This window comes from Amycolatopsis dendrobii (assembly GCF_014145675.1).
Classification (GTDB): domain Bacteria; phylum Actinomycetota; class Actinomycetes; order Mycobacteriales; family Pseudonocardiaceae; genus Amycolatopsis; species Amycolatopsis dendrobii.
Window position 1 is genome coordinate 71,786 of sequence record NZ_JACGZW010000001.1, and the last position, 19,892, is coordinate 91,677.

The 19,892-nt window shown below is 71.7% G+C and carries 20 protein-coding genes and 1 pseudogene; 15 read left to right on the top strand and 6 right to left on the bottom strand.

The features are described from left to right. Nucleotides 1-138: 138 nt before the first annotated feature. The 10 genes and pseudogenes from H4281_RS00335 to H4281_RS00380 all read left to right on the top strand — a co-directional run bounded on the left by H4281_RS00335 (nt 139) and on the right by H4281_RS00380 (nt 10,435). A complete protein-coding gene (locus H4281_RS00335; RefSeq protein WP_182888823.1) occupies nt 139-903 on the top strand; it encodes a sulfite exporter TauE/SafE family protein in 765 nt (254 codons plus the stop codon). Between the two features lie 178 nt (nt 904-1,081). Next, nucleotides 1,082-3,334 carry a xanthine dehydrogenase family protein molybdopterin-binding subunit gene (locus H4281_RS00340; RefSeq protein ID WP_182888824.1) on the top strand — a complete coding sequence of 751 codons (2,253 nt, stop codon included), beginning with the start codon at nt 1,082-1,084 and terminating at the stop codon, nt 3,332-3,334. Between the two features lies 1 nt (nt 3,335). Further along, nucleotides 3,336-3,812, top strand: coding sequence for a (2Fe-2S)-binding protein (locus tag H4281_RS00345; RefSeq protein ID WP_182888825.1), 477 nt, complete (start codon nt 3,336-3,338; stop codon nt 3,810-3,812). Continuing rightward, complete coding sequence (locus tag H4281_RS00350) at nt 3,809-4,624, top strand: FAD binding domain-containing protein (RefSeq protein WP_182888826.1); 816 nt, start codon at nt 3,809-3,811, stop codon at nt 4,622-4,624. The genes H4281_RS00345 and H4281_RS00350 overlap by 4 nt, the downstream gene beginning before the upstream one ends. Before the next feature lie 129 nt (nt 4,625-4,753). Next, a complete protein-coding gene (locus tag H4281_RS00355; RefSeq protein ID WP_237600159.1) occupies nt 4,754-5,440 on the top strand; it encodes a flavin reductase family protein in 687 nt (228 codons plus the stop codon). A gap of 372 nt (nt 5,441-5,812) precedes the next feature. Continuing rightward, nucleotides 5,813-6,664, top strand: coding sequence for an ESX secretion-associated protein EspG (locus H4281_RS00360; protein ID WP_182888828.1), 852 nt, complete (start codon nt 5,813-5,815; stop codon nt 6,662-6,664). 47 nt (nt 6,665-6,711) lie between these two features. Further along, complete coding sequence (locus H4281_RS00365; RefSeq protein WP_182888829.1) at nt 6,712-7,146, top strand: hypothetical protein; 435 nt, start codon at nt 6,712-6,714, stop codon at nt 7,144-7,146. A gap of 11 nt (nt 7,147-7,157) precedes the next feature. After that, nucleotides 7,158-9,230, top strand: coding sequence for a PPE domain-containing protein (locus tag H4281_RS46085; protein WP_182888830.1), 2,073 nt, complete (start codon nt 7,158-7,160; stop codon nt 9,228-9,230). A gap of 7 nt (nt 9,231-9,237) precedes the next feature. After that, nucleotides 9,238-9,537 (top strand): annotated as a pseudogene (locus H4281_RS45345) (type VII secretion target); the annotation flags it as partial. Between the two features lie 313 nt (nt 9,538-9,850). Next, nucleotides 9,851-10,435, top strand: a complete 585-nt coding sequence (locus H4281_RS00380; RefSeq protein WP_182888832.1) for a YbaB/EbfC family nucleoid-associated protein — start codon at nt 9,851-9,853, stop codon at nt 10,433-10,435. Nucleotides 10,436-10,506: 71 nt separating this feature from the next. Here H4281_RS00380 and H4281_RS00385 read toward each other — a convergent pair whose 3' ends face one another. Together H4281_RS00385 and H4281_RS00390 are read right to left on the bottom strand one after the other, a co-directional pair. After that, entirely contained in the window at nt 10,507-10,749 is a 243-nt protein-coding gene (locus tag H4281_RS00385; RefSeq protein WP_182888833.1) for a hypothetical protein, read from the bottom strand. 73 nt (nt 10,750-10,822) lie between these two features. Then, entirely contained in the window at nt 10,823-11,164 is a 342-nt protein-coding gene (locus H4281_RS00390; protein ID WP_182888834.1) for an MmcQ/YjbR family DNA-binding protein, read from the bottom strand. Nucleotides 11,165-11,253: 89 nt separating this feature from the next. On the opposite strand from H4281_RS00390, the gene ligD reads away from it, so the two are divergent. Next, on the top strand, nt 11,254-12,243 hold the full coding sequence (gene ligD / locus H4281_RS00395) for a non-homologous end-joining DNA ligase (RefSeq protein ID WP_182888835.1): 990 nt from the start codon (nt 11,254-11,256) through the stop codon (nt 12,241-12,243). A 66-nt stretch (nt 12,244-12,309) separates the two neighbouring features. On the opposite strand, the gene H4281_RS00400 is transcribed toward ligD, so the two are convergent. Further along, nucleotides 12,310-12,885, bottom strand: coding sequence for a TetR/AcrR family transcriptional regulator (locus H4281_RS00400; protein ID WP_182888836.1), 576 nt, complete (start codon nt 12,883-12,885; stop codon nt 12,310-12,312). Nucleotides 12,886-13,032: 147 nt separating this feature from the next. Between H4281_RS00400 and H4281_RS00405 the strand changes: the two genes are divergently transcribed. Both H4281_RS00405 and H4281_RS00410 read left to right on the top strand, forming a co-directional pair. Then, nucleotides 13,033-13,935 (top strand): alpha/beta hydrolase family protein, encoded by a 903-nt coding sequence (locus tag H4281_RS00405; RefSeq protein ID WP_182888837.1) that lies wholly within the window; start codon nt 13,033-13,035, stop codon nt 13,933-13,935. A gap of 14 nt (nt 13,936-13,949) precedes the next feature. Continuing rightward, a complete protein-coding gene (locus tag H4281_RS00410; RefSeq protein WP_182888838.1) occupies nt 13,950-14,819 on the top strand; it encodes an LLM class flavin-dependent oxidoreductase in 870 nt (289 codons plus the stop codon). On the opposite strand, the gene H4281_RS00415 is transcribed toward H4281_RS00410, so the two are convergent. Continuing rightward, complete coding sequence (locus H4281_RS00415) at nt 14,816-15,346, bottom strand: DinB family protein (protein ID WP_237600155.1); 531 nt, start codon at nt 15,344-15,346, stop codon at nt 14,816-14,818. The two genes, H4281_RS00410 and H4281_RS00415, sit on opposite strands and share 4 nt — an antisense overlap. Before the next feature lie 159 nt (nt 15,347-15,505). Between H4281_RS00415 and H4281_RS00420 the strand changes: the two genes are divergently transcribed. Further along, a complete protein-coding gene (locus H4281_RS00420; RefSeq protein ID WP_182888839.1) occupies nt 15,506-16,804 on the top strand; it encodes an MFS transporter in 1,299 nt (432 codons plus the stop codon). Here H4281_RS00420 and H4281_RS00425 read toward each other — a convergent pair. Beyond that, nucleotides 16,791-17,981: an SGNH/GDSL hydrolase family protein gene (locus tag H4281_RS00425; RefSeq protein WP_182888840.1), complete on the bottom strand. Its 1,191-nt coding sequence runs from the start codon at nt 17,979-17,981 to the stop codon at nt 16,791-16,793. The two genes, H4281_RS00420 and H4281_RS00425, sit on opposite strands and share 14 nt — an antisense overlap. A 138-nt stretch (nt 17,982-18,119) precedes the next feature. Here H4281_RS00425 and H4281_RS00430 point away from each other — a divergent pair, with 138 nt between their 5' ends. Next, on the top strand, nt 18,120-19,727 hold the full coding sequence (locus tag H4281_RS00430; RefSeq protein ID WP_182888841.1) for a S53 family peptidase: 1,608 nt from the start codon (nt 18,120-18,122) through the stop codon (nt 19,725-19,727). On the opposite strand, the gene H4281_RS00435 is transcribed toward H4281_RS00430, so the two are convergent. Next, entirely contained in the window at nt 19,696-19,872 is a 177-nt protein-coding gene (locus H4281_RS00435) for a hypothetical protein (RefSeq protein WP_182888842.1), read from the bottom strand. The genes H4281_RS00430 and H4281_RS00435 overlap by 32 nt on opposite strands. Nucleotides 19,873-19,892: the final 20 nt, after the last annotated feature.

A 19,892-nucleotide genomic window follows, 5' to 3' on the forward strand; every position in this document is an offset into this window, starting at 1 on the left:
GCGGCGGCCGGGCGGCCGGGCAACCCTCGCGGCCGATCCCGTCCGGTTTCGGACAATGTCGTATAACGCCCTATACGTTTCGCCGTCGGGCTTCGGCCCGGCCTGAGGCCGCCGGGAGCGGCGTGCTGAGATGACAACGTGATCACTGGCCCCGGCGGATTCCTGCTTCTCGTGCTGGCCGGGGTCGGGGCCGGGCTGACCGGCGCGACCGCGGGCCTCGCGTCGCTGGTGTCGTACCCGGCGCTGCTCGCCGCCGGGCTGCCGCCGGTCGTCGCCAACATGACCAACACCGTCGCGATGCTGGGCACGACCGCCGGAGCCGCCGTCGGCGCGCGCCCGGAGCTGAAGGGGCAAGGCCGCCGCCTGCTGCCGTTGTGCCTGATCACCACGGCAGGCGGGGCGTGCGGCGGGCTGGTGCTGCTGGTCAGTTCGCCGGACGCGTTCACCGTCGTGGTGCCGTGGCTGATCGGCGGCGCGTCGGTCGTGTTGATGGCCGGTCCGCGGCTGCGGCGGATGGCCGAGCACAGCGAGCACCGCGGAATCGGCCCGCTCACCGCGATCGCTGCGTTCCTGGTCGGGGTGTACGGCGGGTACTTCGGGGCCGCGGCCGGGGTGCTGATGCTCGCGCTGCTGACGACGGTGTGGAGCCAGTCGCTGGCCCGCACGAACGCGGCGAAGAACATCGCGACCGGTACCGCGAACCTGATCGCCGCGCTGGTGTTCGCCTTCACCGGAAAGGTCTTCTGGCCCGCGGCGATCGCGGTGTGCCTCGGTTCGGTCGCGGGCTCGTGGCTGGGCTCGGTCGTGGTGCGCTACCTGCCCGCGACCCCGCTGCGGATCGCGATCGGACTGGGCGGGCTTTCTTTGGCGGTGGTGCTGGGTTGGCAGGCTTACTCGGGCTGAAGCGGCCCGTTGATCACCGAACGGGCTCAGCCGCCGACCCGATCCGTCCCGTGCGCTATCTTCCGCCACGCCGCCGCAGGCTCTCCCGCACCGCGGTTCCGGCGTGGCAGACCCGTTCGGGCTGACGCGGGGCAGCACATGCGGGCATAGTCGGCGGGGTACCCGAGCAGGAGGACAGATGAGCATTGTCGGCACCCGGGTGGTGCGCGTCGAAGACGAGAAGCTGATCACCGCGGGCGGAACGTACGTCGACGACCTCAAGGAAGAAGCGCTGGACGGCGCCGTGCACGCGGTCTTCGTGCGCAGCCCGATCGCGCACGCGCGGATCGTCGGCATCGACGTGGCGGAAGCACGCACCGCGCCGGGCGTGGTCGGGGTCTACACCGCGGCCGATCTCGATCTCGGAGCGGGCAAGGCCGGGCCTGTCGCGGAGCCGTACCTGGCGAAAGACGTCGTGCGGTACGTCGGCGAGGCGGTCGCGCTGGTGCTCACCGAGGAGCGGTACCAGCTCGCCGACGCCGCCGAACTGGTCGATGTGGACTACGACCCGCTGGACGCGGTCGCGGACTTCGACACCGCGCTCGCGGACGAGACGCTGGTCTTCCCGGACCACGGTACCAACGTGGTCCACACGAACGGCCCGGAGGAGTTCGACGATTCGGTGTTCGAGGGCTGCGAAGTCGTCGTCACCGAGGAAATCCTCAACCAGCGCGTGGCGCCGGCCCCGGTCGAGCCGCGCGGGGCGTCCGTCGCGTGGGGCGAGGACGGGCGGGTCACCCTGTGGCTTTCCACGCAGAACGCGCAGATCGGCCGCAGCGTCGTGGCCGGCGGGCTCGGCATCGGCGAGGACCTGGTGCGGGTGATCACGCCGGACGTCGGCGGCGGGTTCGGCGCGAAGATCGGCGCGGATCCGGAAGCGGTCCTGCTCGCCTGGGCGGCGAAGCGGGCCGGGCGCGCGGTGCGGTGGGCCGAATCGCGCAGCGAGAACCTCACCTCGATGACGCACGGCCGCGCGCAGCGCAACACCGTCACCATCGGCGGCAAGCGCGACGGAACCGTGCTGGCGTACCGGCTCGACGTCCTCCAGGACACCGGTGCGTACCCGCGGGCGCTGTTCCTGCCGACGCTCACCGAGATGATGGCCCCCGGCGTCTACCGGTTCCCGGTGGTGCAGACGCGCAGCCGCGGCGTGGTCACCACGACCACGCCGATCGCGGCCTACCGCGGCGCGGGCCGTCCGGAGGCGACGGCGGCGGTCGAGCGCGCGATCGACCTGTTCGCCGCGGAAATCGGCATGGATCCGGCCGACGTCCGGCGGGTCAACTTCATCCGCCCCGAGGAATTCCCTTACCAGACGCCGACTGGCGGCTCGTACGACACCGGCGAGTACGCCGCGGCGCTCGACAAGGTGCTCGACGCGGCGGGGTACGCGCAGCTGCGCGAAGAACAGCGGAAGCGCCGCGCCGCCGGGGATCCGGTGGCGCTGGGGCTCGGCATCGCCGCCTACGTGGAGATCACCGGCGGCGACGCGTCGGGCGAGAGCGGCCGGGTCGACGTGCACCCGGACGGTTCGGTCACCGCGTGGACCGGCAGTTCCCCGCACGGGCAAGGGCTCGGGACGTCGCTCGGGATGCTGCTGTCGGACCAGCTGGGCGTGCCGCTGGACAAGATCACCGTCCGGCACGGCGACACCGACGAGGTCCCGCGCGCGATCGGCACGTTCGGCTCGCGGTCGCTGCAGCTCGGCGGTTCGGCGATCCGGCGGGCGGCCGAGGAGGTCGTGGCGCAGGCCCGCCAGGTCGCGGCGGAACTGCTCGAAGCCGCGCCGGACGACCTGGAGCTGGACGTCGAACGCGGCGTCTGGCAGGTCCGCGGCGCGCCGTCCAGCACGACGCTCGACTGGGCGCGCGTCGCCGCCGAGGCGGACGGGTTCACCGCCGACGTCTGGTTCGGCGACGGCGCGCCGACGTTCCCGTTCGGCGCGCACCTCGCGGTCGTCGAGGTCGACACCGAAACCGGCAAGGTCGAGGTCCGCCGCCTCGTGGCGCTCGACGACGCGGGCCCGATCGTGAACCCGCTGACCTTCCGCGGCCAGCGGCACGGCGGGCTCGGCCAGGGCATCGCGCAGGCGCTGCTCGAGGTGATGAGCTACGACGCGGACGGCAACCCGACGACGGCGACGCTCGCCGACTACTCGTTCGTCACCGCGCCCGAGCTGCCCGATTTCGAACTGGTGGACATGGAGACGCCGACGACCCGGAACCTGCTGGGGGTCAAGGGGATCGGCGAGGCGGCGACGATCGGGTCGACGCCCGCGGTGCACAACGCGGTGGTGGACGCGCTCGCCCACCTCGGCGTGCGGCACCTGGACATGCCGACCACCCCGCTGCGGGTCTGGACGGCTTTGAACGACGCTAGGAAGGCGAACTGACGTGCGGGTCTCGATCGAGGTGAACGGGAAGACGATCGCGCAGGAGGTGCCCGACCGCACCCTGCTCGTGCACTACCTGCGGGACACCGCGGGCCTCACCGGCACGAACATCGGCTGCGACACCACGTCCTGCGGGGCGTGCACGGTGCTGCTCGACGGCGAATCGGTGAAATCCTGCACGGTGCTGGCCGCGCAGGCGGACGGCCACGAAGTGACCACTGTGGAGGGTCTGGCCTCCGGACCGGGCGCCGACGGCCTGCACCCGGTGCAGCGCGCGTTCCGCGAGCAGCACGGCCTGCAGTGCGGGTTCTGCACGCCCGGCATGATGATGGCGACGGTGTCGCTGCTGAAGGAAAACCCGAAGCCGACCCGCGACGAGGCCCGCGCCGCGCTGGAGGGCAACCTCTGCCGCTGCACCGGCTACCACAACATCGTCAGCGCCGTGATCGACGCGTCCGGGCAGGAGGTGGCGCAGTGATCCCGGCCGGATTCGCCTACCGGCGCGCGTCCACTGTGGACGAAGCGCTCGCGCTGCTCGCCGAGCACGGGGAAGACGCGAAGCTGCTCGCGGGCGGGCATTCGCTGCTGCCGCTGATGAAACTCCGGTTCGCCGCGCCGGAGGTCGTGGTGGACATCGCGCCGCTGCGAGAGCTGAAGTTCGTCCGCGCCGACGGCGACGAGGTGGTGATCGGGGCGCTGTCCCGGTACCACGATCTCGAGCACGACCCGGTGCTCGCCGAGCACGCGCCGCTGATCGCGCACGTGTCCGGTTCGGTCGGCGACCCGCAGGTGCGCCATCGCGGGACGATCGGCGGGTCGCTGGCGCACGCCGACTCGGCGGCCGACCTGCCCGCGGCGGTGCTCGCGGCGGACGGCACGCTCGTCGCGCGCGGACCGCGGGGGGAGCGGCGGATCCCGGCCGCGGAGTTCTTCCTCGGGCCGTTCACCACGCCGCTGGAGCCGGACGAACTGCTCACCGAGATCCGGCTGCCGAGCCAGGCCGGGCTGGGCTGGGGGTTCGAGAAGTTCACCCGCCGGGCCATCGACTGGGCGATCGTCGGCGTCGCGGTGACCGGGCGTTCGGTCGGCCTGGTCAACATGGGCGGCACGCCGCTGCGGGCGTCGGCGACCGAACGCGCGCTGGCCGGCGGGGCGACCGCGGCGGAGGCGGCGAAACTGGCCGCGGAGGACACTTCGCCGCCGGAAGAACCGCACGCCACGGCCGAGTACCGCCGTCACCTCGCCCGGGTTCTCACCGGCCGCGCCCTCGCCGCCGCAGGCGTCGCCTAGCTGTCGGTGAAGGGCTCCTTGAGGGAATCTGATTCCTTCAAGGAGCCCTTCACGGCTTGTCCGGGGGCGGGAAAGCAACGGCCGATTTCCGCCAGCGGCGCACCGGCGGCGATGGCCAGACTGAGCGGTGTGAACACGACTTTTCCCACCCACACTGCGATCGAGCCCGGCATCCTCTACTTCGGCACGCCGGTGGCGCTCGTCTCGACGTCCAATGAGGACGGTTCGGCCAACCTGGCCCCGATGTCGTCGGCGTTCTGGCTCGGCTGGCGGGCGATGCTCGGCCTCGGCGCCCGTTCGAAGACCACGCTCAATCTCCTGCGCACGCGCGAATGCGTGCTGAACCTCCCGTCGTCGGCGATGGCCGCCGCGGTGGACCGGCTGGCGCTGACCACCGGGTCCGATCCGGTGCCGCCGCGCAAGGAAGAGCGCGGCTACTTCCACGTCGCGGACAAGTTCGGCCGCGCGGGGCTCACGCCGGCGCCGTCCGAGACGGTCGCGCCGCCTCGGGTCGCCGAGTGCCCGGTCGCGATGGAAGCGGTGCTGGAATCGGTGCACCCGTTCGCCGAGGACGACGAAGCGCAGCGCGGCGGCGTCGTCGGGCTGGAAGTGCGCGTGCAGCGGGTGTTCGTGCACGACGACATCCGGATGCCGGGCGCCGGCGACCGCATCGATCCCGACGCGTGGCGGCCGCTGATCATGAGCTTCCAGAAGCTGTACGGGCTCGGCCCGCAGGTGCACGAATCGACGCTCGCGCGCATCCCGGAACGGATGTACCGCTCACCGGACATCGAACGGGCGCGCGCCGTCTCCTGAGCCCCAGTCCACTGTGGAGCGACGAACCGGCTAAACGACGGCGAAGGGCAGGAGAACAACTCGGTAAAACCGGGCACCGCAACGGGCCGCCGCGATCCGCGGCGGTCTTTTGTCAGTTTTCTCGCACCCAGGAATTTCCGCCGCCGCGGGGCCGCGCGTCAAGCGGCGCGCGCGGCGAAACCGCAGGTCGTGTCTCTTCGGACACGGCCCTCGGTACATTGGGGCAGCAGTCCCCGTGGTGATCACCGGCCCCTGCCGGACTGATAGTCTTTCCCCATTGCGAATCCCAGGCACGGCAACGCAATTCGGCGTCACTCACAAGGGTGCCGAAGCGGCCGTGCCCGACCCGGCTGTGGGAAGGATGCCCTCGGGATGGCGGACAGGTTCGAGTTCGTTCTCGACGTCGTCGAAGCGTTGGTGATCGGGGAGGCGACCGGCGGGAACATCCGCCAGTTCCCGCTGCGGATCGGTTCCGTGCCCGCGGAACCCGACCGGTACGTCCAGGTCGCGAAGGTCGTCAACGACGCGATCGAGGCGCGCAGGCTGTCGGTCGGCGACGAGCTGAGCCCGTACGTGCGCACTGCCTTCGAGCTGCTCGCGAAGCCGCGGGTGTCGGTCGCGGTCAGCGGGATCGACGGCCTCGGCGCGGACATCGCGGTGGTCGCGCTCACCGACGGCAGGCAGGCGCTCGGGATCACCCAGGACCCGAAGACCGACGAACTGCTGTTCTCGCTCTTCGACGACGAGGAGCTCGTCGAGGTGGTCGCGGGCGTGCTGCCCCGGGCCCGCCCGGCCAGCACCGGCGCGCACACGATCCGCCAGGCGGCCTCGCAGGAGGTGTCCGCGATGACCGCGCGCCGGCGGGCCGAGGCGGCCGAGGACGAGGAAGAGACCGACGCGTTCGGGATGATCGAGGTCAGCGGGCGCGTGCAGCCGCGCCGCCCGGACCCGCGGGTCTCCCGCCCCGCCCCCGGCGGGGTCGAGGTGCTCGAACGCGTGCTGGCGCAGCCGCGGCTCGGCGGCGGGCACATCGCGGTGAGCGGCTGGGGCCGCCACGGCGAGCGGCGCGGCGGCGACCCGATCGGGTGGCTCGACACCGCCGACGGCCGCTACCTGATCAAGTCGGCCGTCAGCGAGGCGGGCGACCTGACCGCGGAGTACGTGCCCGCCGGGCCCCGCGAGCTCAAGCGCGCCGTGCAGCAGGCGGTTTCCGAGGTTTACTGATCATTCCACTGCAAGCGGCGACAGTTCACGAGGAGAACGAGGTCCCGATGACCGACGAGGCACCGATGGCGATGGAAGCGAGGACGGCCCCCGTGGCCCCGGTGGGCTTCTCGCTGCCCGCGCGCCAGCTGAAGACGCTGGCCGAGCGCGGATCGTTCGCGGTGGACGACAGCACCGGCGACAAGATGATCGCCGCGCTCCAGGGCGTGCTCGACGCGCTGGAGGCGCACGCGCACCTGATCGAGAAGATCGCCGGGGTCCCGGCGATGTCGAAGAGCCCGGCGGGCATGTTCGTCAGCAAGCACATGGCCGAGACCGCGCGCGACCAGCAGGGCCTGGTCACCCAGCTGCAGGCGGCGCACCGCGAGTTCCCGACCTACGTCGAGGCGATCAAGCTCGCGAAGAAGAACTACAAGGAGCGGGAGCACAGCTCGCGGGAAGCCTTCGAGCGCATCCACCGCACCGTCGAAGAGCAGGGCTGAAGGGGAGACCAGTGGCCGAGAAGAAAGCACCGACCGCCGAGTCCGTCTCCGACCCGTCCTCGACGGACTACGACCCGGGCAACACCGCGCTCTACAACCCGACGCTGGACCCCTCGTCGAAGTACTACATCGGCCCGGTGCGCCCGGACGACGTGGCCTCGGGCGACCAGCTGCGCGAGGACGCGACGAAGAAGATCGACGCCATCTTCAACGGATGGCTGCTCCCGAACGTCCAGGGGAAGGCGCGCGACCAGCTGATCCAGGCGATGTACCAGCGGAACCTGGACGAATCGAAGAAGCATCTCGGCAAGGACCTCGAGATGCGCGATCCGGGAGCCGCCCCGCACACCGACTGGAAGAACGCGACGCACGAGCAGATGGTCGAAGCCATCTCCACGGACGCGGACCCGGCCTCGGTGGCCGAGTCGTCGGAGGCGTGGGTGAGCCTGGGCAACGAACTGGCGACGCACCAGAAGAACCTCGGCGACGCGATCAACGCGAGCACCTCGAACTGGAAGGGCGACGCGGGCGACGCGGCGCGCGTGCACCTCGCCAACGTGGGCAAGTGGCTCGGCACCACCGCGCAGGGCGCGACGCTGACCGGGCGCCAGCAGGAAGTGCATTCGCAGGCGCTCAACGAGACGCAGAAGGCGATGAACGCCAACCCGCCGGTGCAGTTCTCGGCGCAGGACGCGAACAAGGTCCTGATGACGATCAAGGATCCGGCCGCGTACGTCGTGGCCTACTCCTCGGCGATGAAGACCTTCACCGACCAGCAGGCCGCCCGCGAGCAGGCCGCGCAGATCATGACGCGGTACGACCAGACCATCGGCGGCGCGGTGGCGACGCCGCGGTTCGCCGAACCGCCGAAGCTGCCCGCCGAGACGGACCGGTGGCACGCCGCGACGCAGGGCACCCCGATGCGGCCCGGCGGCGGCGCGGGCGCTCCGGGCGGCGTGCGGGTCGGCCCGGACGGCCGTCCGATCGGTCCCGACGGCAACCCGATCGGCCCGCCCGGGACCACGGTCGGCCCGAACGGCCAGCTCATCGGCCCGGACGGGCGTCCGCTGGGTCCCGACGGCAAGCCGATCGGCCCGCCGGGGACCACGGTCGGCCCGAACGGCCAGCCGATCGGCCCCGACGGACGGCCGATCGGACCGGACGGCAAGCCGTACGGCGGCGGCAACGGCGGACCGGGCAGCGTCACCGGCGGCCCCGGCGGGCAGCAGCCCGATCGCAGGTTCGACCCGGCGGCGCTGAAGATCCCCGAAGGCGGCCCCGGCGGCGGAGGCCCGGGCGGCGGCGGTCCCGGCGGCTCGTTCCCGCCCATCCCGGGTTCGGACGACCCGGGTTCGACGAAGGCGCAGGGCTTCACCCCGCCGAACATCCCGCCCATCCCGGGCGGCGGCAATCCCGGCGGCTCGACTTTCACTCCGCCGAACATTCCGCCGATCCCCGGCGGGGGCAATCCCGGCGGCAGCAATCCGACCTTCACCCCGCCGTCGATCCCGCCCATCCCGGGCGGCAAGGACGGCGACCCGTACAAGCCGAACCCGTACAAGCCGTTCAAGCCCTCGATCCCCGAGGGCCCGGGCGGGCTCAAGCCGTTCGAGCCGAAGCCGTTCAACCCGGGCAAGATCGGCCCGGACGGCAAGCCGCTGTTCCCGGGCGGCGGCACCGGCCCGAGCGGGGAGAAGCTCGGCGGCATCGGCAAGATCGGCGGCGTCAACGGCGAGAGCATCAGCAGCAGGCTCGGCGGGGGAGGCGCGGGCGGCGTCGGCGGCATCAAGGGCGGCCCGGGCGCCGGCGGCGGAGGCGCGTTCAGCGGCGCGGGCGGTTCCGGCCCGGCCGAGGAAGGCGTCGCCGGGCGCGGCGGGTCCGGTTCGGGCGCCGCGGGCGGCAAGGGCGCGGCAGGCGCTCCCGGCATGGGAGCCATGGGCGGCGGCAAGGGCGGCAAGGGCCCGGAGGACAAGGAACACAAGATCGCGAGCTTCGTCGAATCGGACGATCCGTCGTTCTTCGCGCCGGACGAGGTCGTGGCCCCGCCGGTGATCGGCGACTGGAAGAACAAGGACTGGAAGTGAGGCGGCGATGAGCGGAGGCGCACAGGGGTTCCGCGTAGAACCCGACGACCTCGTGGCGCACGCGAGCCACCTGGACGGCCTGGTGGATCGGCTGAACACCGCGGCGCAGGCGGCGAACTACGCGATGTCCGACGACGCGTACGGGCTGCTGTGCGCGTTCCTCCCGCCGATCATCAACCCGACCGGCGAGAAGGCGAAGGAAGCGATCAGCGGCGCGATCGAGGGCGTCCAGGCGACCGCGGACAACGTGCGGACGGCCGCGAAATCCTACCAGGAGGGCGACGAGGGCCAGTCGAAGCCTTTCAAGAAGGTGGCGACCGAGGGGATGCTCAGCAAGACCGACAGCGGGGAGCTCAAGGAGCGGTTCCGGGTCGGCGGGGTGCAGGCCCCCACGGGGCAGAACGTGCCGTTCACCCGGGACGCCGCGCCCGCGGAGGCCCGGTACGACAGCGCCGAGCCGTTGCAGCCGAAGGAACGGGTCGACGGGGCATAGCGAGGCGGTGCCGCCCTCGCGGCGCGGCGGCGGACGGGTACCGTCAACGGACGACGGCGCCCGTCGCGGCGAGGAGTAGATCCGCCCGCAACGGCGCGGGTGACGGGATTCGAGGAGAACGAAAAGCATGACCAGCGCGGGTGGGCTGGGCGACCTGATCAGGGACCCCGACGACGCAATCCGGCGAATGGACGAATGGGCGGCCGGGTTCGCCCGCAAGGCGGAGCGCTACGCGGCGGCCCAGCAGGAGACCGAGCAGCTGCGGCTGACCGCGACGAGCCCGGACGGGACCGTCAAGGTCACCGTCGGGGCCGACGGGGTCGTGTCGGACCTGGTGTTCAGCTCCCGCACGCGCACCATCCCGCCGGAGGAGCTCTCCAGGATGGTGCTCGAGACGATGCGCAAGGCGCAGTCGGGCATCACCGACCGGGTGGCCGAGGTCATGGGCCGCAGCCTCGGCGACGAGGACCCGGACACGCGCGCAGTCATGCTCGATTCGCTCCGCAGCCGCTTCCCGGACCCCGACCCGGATCCGGCCGACCAGCCGGACGCCCCGGCCGAGGAGCCGGAGCCGCCCGCTGCGCCGCCCCCCGCGGGTGGTGCGGCCCGTCCGCCCGCTGCGCCGCCCGCTCCGGGCGGACCTGCGGCACCGCCGCCGGGCCGTCGTCCTGGCGGCATCGACCCGGACGAGCAGGACAACAACCCCTGGTGACTCTTGGTGCGCCCCGGCCTTTTCGGCCGGGGCGCACTGTCGTGTGTGGACTGTCCGATGCGGATGCCGGATCAGCGAACCTGTTCGCGGTCGGCCAGATAGCGCAGGTAGAGCAGCGCCAGTATCGCGCCGCCGACCAGAACCGCGCCCCACTCCGCCGGGTTGGCGTAGGACGGGCCGCACCAAGCGGGCTGCTCCTTGCCCGGGAGGCACGCGCGGCCGGGCTCAGCGGCGAAAAGCGGCAGCCACTTCAGGAACACCCCCACGGCCAGCACCCCGAACGCCGCCAGCACCTGCACCGACCGCCGTGACACCGCAGACCCCCTCCGCCGGAACACGGAGAAGATCGCCGCAACCCGCTGGGCCGTCACCCGGTATGCCGGATTGTCAGAGCTGCGGCAGCGGAACCTCGGCCGCCAGGTCTTCCGGGGCCGACAGCCGCCACGCCTCGTACACGAGTTCGGCCAGTTCGTCGGCCTCGATGCCGGCCAGTCGCACCACCACCCAGCCGAACCCGCCGGAGGTGAACTGCTCCTCGAAAACGTCCGGCCGTTCCGCGACGAGCGCCTGCTGCTCCGCGATGGTCTGCTTGAGCCCGACGGTGTCCGTGCGCGGCCAGTGGTAGCCGAAGCGCTTGCCGCGCACGCTGAACGACGTGTAGTCGCGGCCGCTGCCGCGTTCGACCTCGCGCAGCTTGCGGATGATCCGTTCGAAATCCTTGCTCGGCACCGGTCCTGGCCCCCTCCGTCGTGGACCCGGCCATCCTACGGCGGCGGATCCGGCGGGTTCGGCTTACCGTGGTGCGCGGAGGTGCCCGAATGTCCGAAGTGGCCGGCGGCATGCCGCCCGCGATCGAGCCGATGCTGGCGTCGCCCGACGGCGGCGCGCTGCGCGACGATCCGGCGTACGCGTACGAGTTCAAATGGGACGGTTACCGGGCGACCATGCGCGTCGCTCCGGACGGAAGCACCCTGCTGACCAGCCGCAACGACAACGATTTCACGACCAGATTCCCGCAGCTGTCCGGCGCGCTCGGCGATGCGCTCGGGGGACGGCCCGCGGTGCTGGACGGCGAGATCGTCGCCCTCGACGAGCACGGCCGCCCCGACTTCGGGCTCCTGCAGAACCGCACCTGGCAGGCGGTCGCGTACTTCGCCTTCGACCTCCTGAGCCTGGGCGGCGAAACCCTGCTCGACGCGCCGTACGAGGAACGCCGCGAGAGGCTCGCCGAGATCGAACCGCCGGACCGGCGGCTGGTCGCGATCACGCCCTGGTACCGGCACCGCGACCTCGCCGACGACGGGATGACCCCGGCCGGTCTGCTGGACGTCGCGCGGAAAATGATGCTCGAAGGCTTGGTGGTGAAGGGCCGTACGTCGCGGTACCACCCGGGACGGCGCAGTCCGGAATGGCTCAAACACCCGCTGGTGCAGACGACCGAGGTGATCCTCGGCGGCTGGCGCGCGGGCCAGGGCCGCCGCGAGGGCACGATCGGCGCGCTGCTGCTCGGCGCGCACGACCCGGAGTCGGGGGAGCTGCGGTACCTGGGCGACGTCGGCACCGGCTTCACCGACGCGATGCTCAAGGATCTGCAGGCGCGGCTGGTTCCCTTGGAGCGCAAGACAAGCCCGTTCGCCGACCAGGTGCCGCGAGACCGCGCGCGCGGCGCGCATTGGCTGGACCCGGAGGTGGTCGGCGAGGTGGTGTACCGGCGGCTCACCCCGGGGGACGGGCGGTTGCGGCACACGGCCTGGCGGGGGTTGCGGCCGGAACGGCGTCCTGCTGAGGTCAAGGTTCCGGTGCGGTGAAGCGCCCCGGCCGAGCACCTGGCTCGCCGACTCCTGCCGAGCAGAGCCAGCCGCGGCCCGGCATCCTCAGCCAGGCTCCCGCAATCCCGTGATCAGCAACCCGGCCAGGCGGCGCGCGTCGTAGCTGTCGTCGGCTTCCGCGCCGATGCACAGGTTCCCGACGCCGCGCATCAGGTGCACCGCCTCCAGGTCCGTGCGGATTTCCCCGGCCTTCGTGGCGGCGTCGAGCAGTTCGGTGCACACGGGGACCAGCCGTTCGAGGAAGTACCCGTGCAGTGCCTCGAAGCCGCTGTGGTCGGACTGCATGATCCCGGCCAGCCCGTGCTTGGTGACGAGGAAGTCGACGAACAGGTCGATCCACTGCGCGAGTGCGGCGTGCGGGGATTCGTTGTCCGCCAGCAGTTTCGGGCCCGCGTCGGCGCACGCTTCGACCTGGTGCCGGTACACCGCGATGATCAGGTCCGCGCGGGTGGGGAAGTGCCGGTAGATGGTGCCCACGCCGACGCCCGCCCTGGTCGCGATGTCGCGCACCGGCGCGTCCACCCCGGACGCGACGAACACCGCCGCCGCCGCGTCGAGCAGGGTTTTCTCGTTGCGCCGCGCGTCCGCCCGTTTCGTGCGGGCCCCCGCGTTCTCACCCACGTGCCACTCCCTCCGCGTGCCGCCGGTAGACAAGCGGAACAGTGTTCCGTATAGTTACCGGAGCAACGTTCCGTTTGCTCATGATGCCAGACCGGGCCGCCCGCCACCACACCCTCGCGCGCCCGGACGGCGAAAGAAGGTACTCCCATGTCTGCAGTACAGCTCCCGGCTCCGGTCGTCTCGGTGAAGCCGGTGCGGCTCGACGCGCCCGGCCGCGGCGAGGACCTGCCGGTGCGCGTGTCCGCCCCGGCCGCCGGGCAGGGCCTGCCGGTGATCGTGTTCTCGCACGGCTTCAGCTCGTCCCTGGACGGCTACGGCCCGCTCGCCGACTACTGGGCCGCGCACGGATTCGTCGTCGTGCAACCGACTCACCTCGATTCGCGGACCCGGGCCCTGCCCCCGGAAGACCCGCGCACGCCGAACATCTGGCGGTTGCGGGTCGAGGACCTGCGGCACGTCATCGACCAGCTCGACACCGTCGAAGCGGCTCTGCCCGGACTGAGCGGGCGAGTCGACCGCAACCGGATCGCCGTCGCCGGGCACTCCTGGGGCGCGCAGTCGGCGAGCATGCTGCTGGGCGCGCGCGTCGTCGAGGCGGACGGCGGTGTCGGCGAGGACCTCACCGATTCGCGGGTGTCCGCCGGGGTGCTGTTCGCGCTCACCGGAATCGGCGGCGCGGACCTGTCGCCGTTCGCTGCCGAGAATTTCCCTTTCATGAGCCCGGATTTCGCCGGCCTGAAGGCGCCCGCGCTCTTCGTCGCCGGGGATCAGGACGATTCGATGCTGTCGGTGCGCGGCCCGGACTGGTTCACCGACGCGTACCGGCTGAGCCCGGGGGAGAAGAGCCTGCTGACGCTCTTCGGCGCGGAGCATTCGCTCGGCGGCATCACCGGCTACGGAGTCAAGGAAACCACTGACGAAAGCCCGGAACGCGTCGCCCTGCAACAGCGGCTGACCACGGCGTATCTCCGCAGCGCGCTCATTCCGAGCGACGACAGCTGGGCCGGGATCGAAGACAGCCCGCTCGGCCGCGTCGAATCGCACGAGTGAAAGGACTTCCCGCGATGACCACGCAACCGCGGTTCGGCATCATGACCGCGCCGATGCAGACCAGCTACGCCGCGCTGCAGCGGGTCTGGCTCGAGGCGGACGCGATCCCGGCCATCGAGCACGCCTGGCTGTTCGACCATCTCCTGCCGATCGCCGGAGAACCGGACGGGCCGATTTTCGAAGGCTGGACGCTGCTTTCCGCCCTTGCCGCGCGCACCGAACGGCTCCGGCTCGGGCTTTTGGTGACCAGCAACCGATTCCGCCCGCCGGCGATGCTGGCGAAGATCGCCGCGACCGCCGACGTCGTGTCCGGCGGACGGCTCGACTTCGGCATCGGCGTCGGCTCCCGGCCGAGCCATCCGCTGGCTCGCCGGGAGTACGAAGCGCATGGCCTGCCGTACCTGGAAACCGCCGACGCGGTGGGCCGGTTCGCCGAAGCGTGCACCGTGATCCGGAAGCTGTGGACGGAGGACGAGCCGTTCGATTTCGCGGGCGAGCACGTCCAGCTGACCGGCGCGTTCGGCAACCCGAAGCCGGTGCAGCGCCCGCATCCGCCGTTCGTGATCGGCGGCCGGGCCCGCGCGACGCTGCGGGTGGTCGCCGAGCACGCCGACGTCTGGAACATCCCCGGCGGGGACATCGCGGACGCCGTCGAACGCGCCGCGATGCTGGACGAGTACTGCGCGGAAATCGGCCGCGACCCCGCGGAGATCACGCGCTCGATCCATCTGCCGGTTTCCTGCGACCGGCCCGCCCTCGCCCGGGCGGCGATCGGGGAGGCGCTGGAAGCCGGGTTCAGCCACGTCGTGCTCGGGCTGCCCGCGCCCTACCCGGCGGGGGTCGCGCGCTGGGTCGCCGACGAGGTGATCGCCAAGGCGGGCTAGGGATTCCCCCCAGCGGCTCGCTGAAGGCGGAGCTGCCCGATCTCCGCGACGTTCTTCATCAGCTCCGCGTTCGCCCAGGCGATCAGGCGCCCGATCGTGTGCCGGGGGTCGCCTTCGGGCAGGAACGGGACGGCCGACGGCAGGTCCGCATCGGCGAGACGGTCCAGGGCGGCGAGCCAGTCCGCGCGCAGGCCGCGGAGCCACGCGATGGCCGGTTCGCCCGGGCCCGGCCAGGCGATGTCGCTTCGCTCCCGCGGTTCGCGGCCGCGGATCTGGTCGAGGGCGACGCTCCACCACCAGCCGAGGTGCCAGCTCAGCCAGGCGACCGTCGGCACCGGTACGGGGTCGGGCTCGGTGCCGGCCCAGTCCGGCGTCCAGGTTCCGTCTTCGGCCTGCCGCGTCGTCCAGCAGAGTGCGGCGGGTTCCCAGCCGAAATCGTCCGGCTCGAGCCGCTCCAGGTGGTACTCGAACAGCGACCAGGCGAGGTCGAACTGCCAGCGCAGCACATCGAGGGAGGAATCGGGCACCGGCCGACCCTCGCACACCTCGGCCCGAGCGGAAACCGGGTTTCGCCGACGATGCCGCCGACCTGCGCTCAAGCGCGCGAAGCCCCCGCCTTCCGGTGGTCGACCGGAAGGGATCCGCCGTGCCAAGATGACGCGCCTGAACGAGAAGGGGGCTCGGCAGTGGTGCTTGAGCAGGAAACGAAGACGGCGGGGCGGATCCGGCGGGTGGCGCTCGCGAGCGCGATCGGGACGACCATCGAGTGGTACGACTACTTCGCCTACAGCACGGCGACCGCACTGGTCTTCAACAAGCTGTTCTTCCCGTCGCTTTCCCCGGCGTCCGGCACGCTCGCCGCGTTCGCGACGCTCGGGGTCGGGTTCGTCGCGCGGCCGCTGGGCGGGATCGTCTGGGGCCACTTCGGCGACCGCGTGGGGCGCAAGGCGATGCTGGTCGCCTCGCTGGTGCTGATGGGGCTCGCGACCGCGGGCGTCGGCGTGTTGCCGACCTACCACCAGGCCGGCGTCATCGCGCCGGTGCTGCTCGTGGTTCTCCGGGTGCTGCAAGGGATTTCGGCGGGCGGCGAATGGGGCGGTGCGGCGCTGATGGCGGTCGAGCACGCGCCGGAGGGCAAACGCGGCCGGTACGGGTCCTTCTCGCAGATCGGCGTCCCGGCCGGGCTGATCCTGGCGCAGCTGGTGTTTTTCCTCGTGAACAGTTCGCTGTCGGCCGACGACTTCCGGTCTTGGGGCTGGCGGATCCCGTTCCTGGTCAGCCTTGTGCTGGTGGCGGTCGGGCTGGTGATCCGGTTGCGCGTGGAGGAAAGCCCGGTGTTCGCGAAGCTGCGCAGCACCGGCGAGCGCAGCAAGCTGCCGATCGTGGAGGTGCTGCGCGCGCGGCCGAAGCAGGTCCTCGCGGCGGCGGTCAGCTTCATCGCGAACACCGCGCTGGGCTACATCTTCTTCGCTTACCTGCTGTCGTACGGCACTTCGGTGCTGAAGCTGTCCAGCACGACGATGCTGGTCGTGGTGATCGTCGGCAGCGTCGTGTGGCTGGCGAGCATCGTCGCCGCGGCGATCTGGTCGGACTCGGCGGGCCGGAAACCCGTCTACCTCGCGGGTTCCGTGCTGCTGGTCGTGTGGTCGATCCCGTTCTTCCTGCTCGTGGACACCGCGCGGCCGTGGCTGCTGATCGTCGCGGTGGTGGTGCTGAACGTGGGCCTCGGCGCGACGTACGGACCGCAGTCGGCGTTGTTCTCGGAGCTGTTCGAATCCCGGTTCCGCTACAGCGGATCGTCGTTCGCCTACGCGGTGGGCGCGGTCCTGGGCGGCGGGTTCGCCCCGCTGATCGCGGCCTCGCTGCAGAGTTCGACCGGGACGTCGCTGTCCGTGTCGCTCTACATGGTGGGCGTCGGCGTGCTCAGCCTCCTCGCCGTGCTGGCGTTCCCGCGCAAGCCGCTCGTGCCGGTCACAGCAGAGTGAGCGGCACCGCGTCGGCCATCCGCTGGTACCCGGCGTCGTTCGGGTGCAGGTGGTCGCCGGAGTCGTAGGCGGGAAGCATCGCGAGCGGATCGGCGGGATCGCGCACGGCCGCGTCGAAGTCGACGACGCCGTCGCAGATCCCGCTGGTCCGGATGAACGCGTTCACCGCCTGGCGGGTTTTCTCCAGCGTCGGATCGTAGATTTTCCAGCCCTTGAACGGCGTGAGCGTGCCGCCGATGACCCGGATGCCCTGCGTCTTGGCCTGCGCGACGATCTGGCGGAGCGCGGAGACGATCATCGCCGGATCGGTCTGGTGCGGGTTCTGCTGGATGTCGTTGATGCCTTCGAGCACGATCAGCGTGCGGACGTCGCCGCTGGTCAGCACGTCGTCGGCGAGCCGGGCGAGCGCGTTGCGGCCCGAGGCGGCTCCGTCGAGGAGCAGCCGGTTGCCGCTGATCCCGGCGTTGAGCACGCCGAGCCGTCCGTGCAGCCGGTCGCTCAGCCGGTCCGGCCAGCGGCGGTTCGCGCCGGGCGTGGAGTGCGCGCCGTCGGTGATCGAATCGCCGAGCGTCACGACGGTGCCGCGGGCGGGCCCGCGGACGTCGACCTCGCTGACGTAGTGCCACACCGCGGTCTGCTCGGTGAACGACGCGCCGGATTCCTCGGCCGCGAAATCGCCGGCGCGCGTGAAGAACGACGTCTGCTGGGCGAGCGGATGGTAGGTGACCGGTCCGGACGGCGTCGGCACGTACGTGGTCACGAGAAGGTCGGCGTCGGCGGGAACGCGCAGCCACGCCGGGTCGCTCAGCACCTCGGCACCGGCCGGGACGACCACAGTGGACTGTCCGCCGAACGTCAGCGTGCGCATCGTGCCGCCCGCGGCGCGCGGACCGGTGTCGGCGACGGCGAGCGTCACGTGGCCAAAGGTGAGCGGTGCGGTGCCGAAGGTGTTGGAAAGCCTTACCCTGGCTTGATTTCCGCCCGCGCTGGTGTGCACGACGTTGCGGATCGAGTAGTTCGGATACCCCTGCGGCGTGTTCGCCACCCCGGCCGCGGGCGACGCCGCCCACGTGCCGACCCAGCCGTGCGCGGCCAGGTCGCCCTCGGCACTGCTGGACGCGGTGACCGCGCCCAGCGTGAGCACGGCGGCCGTGCTCAGAGTCAGGATCCGTTTCATGGAGACACTGTGCGCGCGCCCGCGCGGCACGGCATCCGCGGTCCCGGTCATCGGGTCGACAGAAAACCGGACAGGATTTGCCTCCGGACGGGGGATACGACGGTGGTGGACCGCTCGCACGGGGTTCACCATAGAGTGATGACCGAATCACAATGGGTATCACTGTCCGGAAGTCTGCGTCCGGCGCTGGCCGAGGCCGAGGTGCTCGGCCCGCTCGACGCGGACGCCACCGTCACCGCGACCGTCGTCCTGCGGCGGCGCGCCGAACTGGATGTGGCCGCGCTGAGCGAGCCGCTCGCCCCGGAGGAGTTCACCGGCCGCTACGGGGCCACCGCCGACGATCTCGACCTGGTGCGCACTGTCCTCACCGACGCCGGGCTGACCGTCACCGACACGCACGCCGGATCGCGCCGCGTCTCGGTCCGGGGCCCGGCACGGGCGATGACGGCCGCGTTCAAGACCGAGCTGAACCGGGTCCGCCACGGCGAAGCGGGCGAATTCGCCGCGCGCACCGGGGAACTGCAACTGCCCGCCTCGCTCGGGGACGTCGTGGTCGCCGTGCTCGGCCTCGACGAACGGCCGCAGGCGCGGGCGCTGTTCCGGATGCACAAGGAAGCCGCCGGGCAGGGCTACACCCCGGACCAGGTCGGGCAGCTGTACGGGTTCCCGGCCGACGCCGACGGCGCCGGGCAGACCGTCGCGGTGATCGAACTCGGCGGCGGATACAAACCGGAAGACCTGAAGAAGTACTTCGCCGGCTTGAAGATCACCGAACCGAAGGTGACCGCGGCCGGGGTCGACGGCGGCAAGAACGCGCCGACCGGCGACCCGAATTCGGCCGACGGGGAAGTGCTGCTGGACGTCGAGGTGATCGGCGCGCTCGCGCCGGGAGCCGCGCAGATCGTGTACTTCGCGCCGAACACCGACCAGGGCTTCCTGGACGCGGTGAGCACCGCGGTGCACGCGACGCCGACCCCGGTCGCGGTCAGCATCAGCTGGGGCCAGTCCGAGGACCAGTGGACGCCGCAGGCCCGCACCGCGATGGACCAGGCGTTCGCCGACGCCGCGGCGCTCGGCGTGACGGTGTGCTGCGCGTCCGGCGACAACGGCAGCGCCGACGGGCAGAAAGACGGGGCGCAGCACGTCGATTTCCCCGCGTCGAGCCCGCACGCGCTCGCCTGCGGCGGCACCAAACTCGACGGGACCCCACCGTCCACAGTGAACTCGGAGACGGTCTGGAACACCTCCGGCGGCGGGTCGACCGGCGGCGGCGTGAGCGACGCGTTCCCGGTGCCGGACTACCAGCAGGCCGCCGGCGTGCCTGTCCGGGCCGGGGACGGAAAGCCTGGTCGCGGCGTCCCGGACGTCGCGGGGAACGCGGACCCGGCGACGGGATACCAGGTGCTGGTCGACGGACAGCAGATCGTCGTCGGCGGCACGAGCGCGGTTTCGCCGCTGTGGGCGGCGTTGCTGGCCAGGCTGGCGCAGACGGCCGGGCGCGGATTCGGGCTGGTGCACAGCAAGCTGTACGCCGGAGTCGGCGCGGGCAAGGCGCAGCCGGGGTTCCGCGACATCACCGAGGGCAGCAACGGCGCGTATTCGGCCGCTGCCGGATGGGACGCGTGCACCGGGCTCGGGGTGCCGGACGGGGCGGCGCTGCGGAAGCTCTTCGGCGGTAAAGCGTCCTTAATGGACAGTCGGGGCCGGTCAGCCGCTACTGGCTGTCGCGGGCCAGGAGTTCGATGATCCGGCAGAGCGAGGCGTTCACTGAGGCGAAGCCCTGCCGCATCTCCTCGCGGAGGTCGGCCGGGTCTTCGCGGAGTGCGTTGAGCGTGCCCGTGCGAGCGCGTCCGAGGCGAGCGGCGCGGTCGCTCACGTCATCGTCGGCCATGCAGCCGATCCTGCGAAGCC